The sequence below is a fragment of the Fluviicola sp. genome (assembly GCF_030151805.1).
Classification (GTDB): domain Bacteria; phylum Bacteroidota; class Bacteroidia; order Flavobacteriales_D; family Crocinitomicaceae; genus Fluviicola.
In genome coordinates this window covers 1-5,313 of the sequence record NZ_JASLCN010000454.1, presented here as the reverse complement: position 1 = coordinate 5,313, position 5,313 = coordinate 1, and the positions used below count along the sequence as shown (strand labels likewise).

Genomic DNA, 5,313 nt, shown 5'->3' with positions numbered 1-5,313 from the left:
TAATCAAAAAAGCTGGTCCATTTCTCTTTCAATAGTGTAAAAAATGATGTTCTAAATCCGTTACCTCAACTTCATCAACAAATACGAAAACATCATCGCATTGGCTTTTGCGCTTTGCTCGTTCGTAGAAGAACCGGCATGTCCGCCTTCCGTATTTTCGTAATAATACGTTTTGTAGCCCATGTCATTCATCCTGGCAACCATTTTTCGTGCATGCCCCGGATGAACCCGGTCGTCGCGGGTAGAAGTCGTGAAAAACACTTCCGGATACTTCATTCCCGTTTTCAGATTTTGATAAGGAGAATACTTTTGAATATATGCCCATTCTTCCGGAATATCCGGATTTCCGTATTCACCCATCCAGCTTGCTCCGGCCAATAATTTGTTGAAACGCTGCATATCCAGAAGCGGAACCTGACAGACGATTGCGTTATATAAATCCGGTCTTTGCGTGAATGCCACTCCGACCAATAAACCGCCGTTGCTTCCACCCATGACTCCCAAATGTTGAGGTGAAGTTATTTTCTTAGCTATTAAATCTTCAGAAACTGCAAATAAGTCATCAAATACGTTCTGACGTTTTTCCTTGATTCCTTCCTGGTGCCATTTCGGACCGAATTCACCGCCACCGCGAATGTTCGCCAATACAAATACACCACCTTTGTCTAACCAGGCGTTTCCGTATTTAGCCATGTAGAAAGGTTGATATGAAACTTCAAATCCGCCGTAAGCAACGATCAACGTTGGGTTCGTCCCGTCGATTTTCAGGTTTTTAGACGCAACCATGAAATAAGGAACCATCGTTCCGTCTTTTGATTTCGCTTTGAACTGTTTTACTTCGTATTTACCGGCATCAAAATAGGAAGGAAGTGATTGCCTTGCCGTAAAAGTGTTTTTTGCAGCGTCAGCAGCGTACAAAGTTGTTGGAGTGATGAAGTTTTCATACTGGAAAAAGTATTCATCTGAAAACTCATCGGTAGTTGTTAATGAAATCGTTCCGAAATCAGGAGCTTTTACTTTTTGGCTGCTCCACTTTCCATCGGCGAAGGAATAAATATACAACTGGCTCGTAACATTCGTTAAGAGGTTTACGAGCACTTTGTTTTTGGTCGTTGCAACTTCGGAAATACTGGAAAATTCATCCGGTTCAAGGATTAATTGAACGACCTTATTTCCTTTGAGCAATTGCGTGAAATTCAGGCTTAAAAGTGCTCCGTTTTGATACGTTTTGGAATGGACGGTCCAATTGGATTTCAGTTGAATGAGTAACTGATCGTTCAACAAACCGCTGATGTTACAATCCTCTGGAATATCCAGGGTAACGATTTTGTTGTCGATCCAGATGATTTTTTGCGAGGTAAAGAAGGTAGGAGCTCTCGAAATGAAGGTATACGTTTTCATTCCGTCCCGCATCGTTCCGCCCCAGGTCCCGACATCAGACGCTTGTCCTTCGTAAATCAGTTGCGCATCTTTCAGCAACGTTCCGCGTTTCCAGATTTTTACCTGGCTCGGGTATCCGGAACTCGTCATTGTGCCTTCACCGAAATCGGTTGAAACGCACAGCGTGTTTTCGTCAATGTAACTTGCTCCGCCTTTTGCTTCTTCGATTTGAAATCCGTTTTCGATAAATTGTTTTTTCTCGACATCAAATTCCTTAATCAATACCGCATCTCCACCGCCGTTTGAAAGCTGAACCAAAAAGCGGTTGTAAGAAGGAAATAAGCCGCTCGCACCTTTGTAAACCCATTTGATATTGTCTTTTTTCGATAATTCGTCAATATCAAGCAACACATCCCAATTCATTTTCCCGGCGTTGTAATCAGATAACAGACACCTTCTCCAGATTCCTCTTTCGTGGTCCTTGTCTTTCCAGAAGTTGTAGACGTATTTCCCCAAAATTCCCGGGTATACAATCCGGTCGGAAGAATTGGAAATTTCCAAACTCTTGTCATAAATGGACTGATAGTCCTTCTCCATGCTTAGTTTGTCAATGGTAGCCTTGTTTTGAGCAGCTACAAATTCCAGGGCTTTTTTGCCGTCGACTTCTTCCAGCCATAAGTATTTGTCGTCCTGAGCCTGGATAAATGGGGTTGTTCCGAGAAGTGTCATGAGTACTAAAGAATATTTTGCCATGGTTATCTGTTTTATCAAAGAATCTCTGAATTGCAGTGCCGACTTGTTTTTCAGCGAATGCAATATACGAAGAAAGGATTTGAAAAAGCAGAGTTGAAAATTGAAAGTTGAAAAGGATTGAAGTATATAAGTAGATTCCCTCTTTTCAATTTTACATTTTCAATTCTCAATTAATCCAGCAAACTTCTCAGCTCCATCAACTCATTCACCTTTTCCAGGTTTCCGACTTGTTGAAAAGAAGCAACGAGATTCGTCAGCATTCTGCGGATAATGTCTGAATTGGAGCACGGCTGAAAATGCGAAGCTTGTGGAGCTACCTGGATGCTCGACAAAAACTGAACGATATCATCCTTCTGGAGCATGCTTCCTTTGGAAAACGCATTGATATAAAACAGCACACCGTATTCGTTTCCGTTAGAGATAAATTGATTGACACCGTTGTTATCCATGTAGGCCAGAACAAAATGATTGGGGAGATTCACTCCATAAATCGGGAGTTTCAATTCCTGCGCCACAATGCTGTACAGAATACTCAAACTCAAAGGATTTCCCTTTTTGGTCTCAATAACCGTGTTAATGAAAGAGTTGAGCGGAGAATTGTAATTCTTGGAATTTCCCGAAAAACCATACTGACCGAATAACACTTTGTTGATGATCCGGATGGATTCGAATGCCGTCATATTCGGGTTCAATTCCAACCAGCAATCTCTTCGGACGCGCTCAATAAACTCGTAAATGTGTTTTTGGTCTAAACCCGGGTATTGATATTTAGCAACAATGATCGCACCGCGCAGCAGATCTTTGGACGAACTGTGATACCAAGAAACGAGCTGACGCTTGCATTCCTCGAATTGAATTTCATGAATCAGTGTTTCGATCCGTGATTGAAAAAGTAATCCATAATCCTTTTCTTCCCAGGAAGATTCAAGCAACTGCACGGCATCGGGGCCGAATTCCAGCAAACGGTCTCTGACGTGCGCATAAACCTGCTCATCAGGATCGTCCATGAGTGCAATTAGGGCTTGTAAAGATTTGAAATCTTTCATGAAACAAAGATATGCGATGACCAACGAGGATTTTTGAATAACTTACCTAAAGTATTAATACTAAAATGTGAACAACGGATTAAATCCGGTAATCAGCCCGGATTCCTGAATAAATTTTTGTCTGAACCCTTTGAATTTTTGATAGCTATCGGAACTTGAGCCCTTTCAACTCTTGAATCATTGAACTTTTGAAACTTTTAAACAAGATGTGTATCTTTTTACCATCCGCTAGCTTATAAGTGATATTTACTCATTCCCGGAAAAAACGTTTGGTATGTTCTTTGTTATCAACGATATTCGTATCTCTAAAACTACAACAAAATGAAACGATTTTTGATTTTCGGCCTTGCTATAGCTGCGATAGCACAGGTTTCTTCCTGTAAGAAATGGAAGTATGATGAAAGCAGTGCTCCCAAAACCAATGCAATAGTTGAAAGTACCTTTGCTGAAATGGCGAACATGTCCGATCAGGCTTACAAGGGTGGAACGTTTGTATATGGAATCGGGAAACCCATTATCAAATACGGAAAATACGAGTCAAACGATGTGTATGAAAAAGCAGATTGCAATGTGATCATAACGTTGGATACAGTTGGTTCGCAAGATACCTTGACGATTGATTGGGGAACGAATAACTGTACCTGTGATGACGGAAAACAACGCCGCGGAAAACTGATTGTGTCTTACAACGGATCTTATTACGCACAGGGAACAATCATCAAATATACACCCGTAAACTATTATGTAAACGACAACAAGGTAGAAGGATTCATGACCGTTGAAAATATGGGGCCGAATTCTTCCGGACAACCTTATTACGATGTAAACGTAAACGGAGTAGTAACCTTGTCTACAGGAGAAATTGCCACCTACATTTCACACCAGGTAAGAACTTTTACCAACGGATACAACACGCAATTGTGGATTTGGGATGATGAATACGATATCACCGGAACAGCAACTGCCCAGGTTGTAAACGGAGATGGTTATGATGCAAATATTACCGACGCATTGCATGTAAAAGTAGGTTGTCCGTATATCACAAAAGGAAAACTGGAAATTACCCCAACCGGGAAATCAACGCGTAAGATTGATTACGGACAAGGAACGTGTGACGGAACATTTACAATCGAAATCAACGGACATACTTACACGATTAATGTGTAATCTTTAAAACAAAAAAGTCGGGGCGAAAAATTTTTCACCCCGACTTTTTTTATCTGTTAATTTTTTATTTATTCATCAACTCCGTAATGATTTTATCATTGGAATAACCTTCCGCTTCTGCACGGTAATTTCGTACAATACGGTGACGAAGGATCGGCAATGCAACTGCTTTCACGTCGTCGATATCCGGAGAAAAACGACCATGTAAAGCGGCGTGACATTTAGCACCGACAATCAGGTATTGGGAAGCTCTTGGTCCTGCTCCCCACGAAATGAAATCTTTTGTCAGCTGTGGAGCTATCGGGTTATCCTTCCGCGTTTTTGCAACCAGTTTCACTGCAAACTCCAATACATTATCCGAAACGGGAATGCGTCGGATCAATTCCTGGTACTCGGCAATTTTCTCTCCCGAAACGATTTGATTCAGCTTGATTTTGGTATCTGAAGTGGTACTCTTCACGATCGCTAATTCTTCTACGAAAGAAGGATAATCGACCCAGATGTTGAACATGAAACGGTCCAATTGCGCTTCCGGCAAAGGATAGGTTCCTTCCTGTTCGATCGGGTTTTGAGTTGCCAATACGAAGAACGGGTGAGGCAGTGTATAAGTTGTTCCTGCAGCCGTTACTCGTCGTTCCTGCATCGCTTCCAATAAAGCCGATTGCGTTTTCGGAGGAGTTCTGTTGATCTCATCCGCAAGAATAATATTGTTGAAAAGCGGTCCTTTGATAAATTTAAACTGACGGCTTTCATCTAAAATCTCAGATCCGATGATATCCGAAGGCATCAAATCGGGAGTGAATTGCACACGGTTAAAGGAAAGTCCCAACGTATCGGCAATGGTATTTACCAATAAGGTTTTTGCTAGTCCCGGAACTCCCACCAGAAGACAATGACCTCTTGAGAAAATGGAAATCAATACCTGATCAACCACTTCTTCCTGACCGACAATGACCTGGTGAATTTC

At 41.6% G+C, this 5,313-nt stretch carries 4 protein-coding genes; 1 reads left to right on the top strand and 3 read right to left on the bottom strand.

The genetic code is table 11. The features are described 5' to 3' along the window. Positions 1 to 60: 60 nt before the first annotated feature. Both Q1V93_RS17325 and Q1V93_RS17320 read right to left on the bottom strand, forming a co-directional pair. Positions 61 to 2,133: a prolyl oligopeptidase family serine peptidase gene (locus tag Q1V93_RS17325; RefSeq protein WP_300666413.1), complete on the bottom strand. Its 2,073-nt coding sequence runs from the start codon at positions 2,131 to 2,133 to the stop codon at positions 61 to 63. Positions 2,134 to 2,303: 170 nt separating this feature from the next. Beyond that, entirely contained in the window at positions 2,304 to 3,179 is an 876-nt protein-coding gene (locus Q1V93_RS17320) for a transglutaminase-like domain-containing protein (RefSeq protein WP_300666412.1), read from the bottom strand. A gap of 321 nt (positions 3,180 to 3,500) precedes the next feature. Here Q1V93_RS17320 and Q1V93_RS17315 point away from each other — a divergent pair, with 321 nt between their 5' ends. Next, a complete protein-coding gene (locus Q1V93_RS17315; RefSeq protein WP_300666411.1) occupies positions 3,501 to 4,346 on the top strand; it encodes a hypothetical protein in 846 nt (281 codons plus the stop codon). Positions 4,347 to 4,410: 64 nt separating this feature from the next. Here Q1V93_RS17315 and Q1V93_RS17310 read toward each other — a convergent pair. Further along, on the bottom strand, positions 4,411 to 5,313 hold a 903-nt coding region (locus tag Q1V93_RS17310), incomplete at its 5' end, for an AAA family ATPase (protein ID WP_300666410.1).

Coding starts and splice junctions, on each gene's coding strand:
- Q1V93_RS17325 (WP_300666413.1), bottom strand. CDS start 2,133: ATGGCAAAATATTCTTTAGTACTCATGACACTTCTCGGAACAACCCCA.
- Q1V93_RS17320 (WP_300666412.1), bottom strand. CDS start 3,179: ATGAAAGATTTCAAATCTTTACAAGCCCTAATTGCACTCATGGACGAT.
- Q1V93_RS17315 (WP_300666411.1), top strand. CDS start 3,501: ATGAAACGATTTTTGATTTTCGGCCTTGCTATAGCTGCGATAGCACAG.